1 protein-coding gene is annotated in these 511 nt (G+C 74.2%); it reads left to right on the plus strand.

Going from position 1 to position 511, the window contains the following annotated elements; all coding sequences use genetic code 11:
• Positions 1 to 43: 43 nt before the first annotated feature.
• On the plus strand, positions 44 to 511 hold a 468-nt coding region (locus G9H72_RS20830; RefSeq protein WP_166174772.1), incomplete at its 3' end, for an IS3 family transposase.

The following is a 511-nucleotide window of genomic DNA, read 5'->3' on the forward strand; positions in this document are numbered from 1 at the left end:
AGAAGAGCGCAGAGGGCCGCCTGGGCCCTTCGAGGACCTCGAGGTGATCCGCACCGACGCGGGCATGCCGACCACGAGGTTCTGCGCGCTGATCGGCGTGCCCGAACGGACCTGGCGCCGCCACCAGGCCCGCGCCCGCGACGGCGCACCGGTCAAGGGCCCCTGGCCGCGCCCGGCCCGCGAAGGCGTCCGGGACGCGGCCCGCCGGCATGCGCTGGAGCACCCGGCATGGGGGCACCGCAAGGTCTGGGCGATGTGCCGCTACGACGGGCACCGGGTCGGTGAGTCCACCGTGCTGCGCCTGCTGCGGGACGAGGGCCTGCTGCTGGAGGCGAACTACCAGCGCGAACGGCGCCAGCACGCCGCCCGGCGCAAGGCCGCGTTCGCGACCGAACCGACCGGCCCGAACCAGGTCTGGCAGCTGGACTTCTCCGAGTTCGAGACCACCACCGGCGGGACGTGGCGCCTGGCCGGGTGCCGGGACTACTACTCCAAGTACGAGCACCCCTGG

It is taken from the genome of Motilibacter aurantiacus, from assembly GCF_011250645.1.
GTDB lineage: Bacteria > Actinomycetota > Actinomycetes > Motilibacterales > Motilibacteraceae > Motilibacter_A > Motilibacter_A aurantiacus.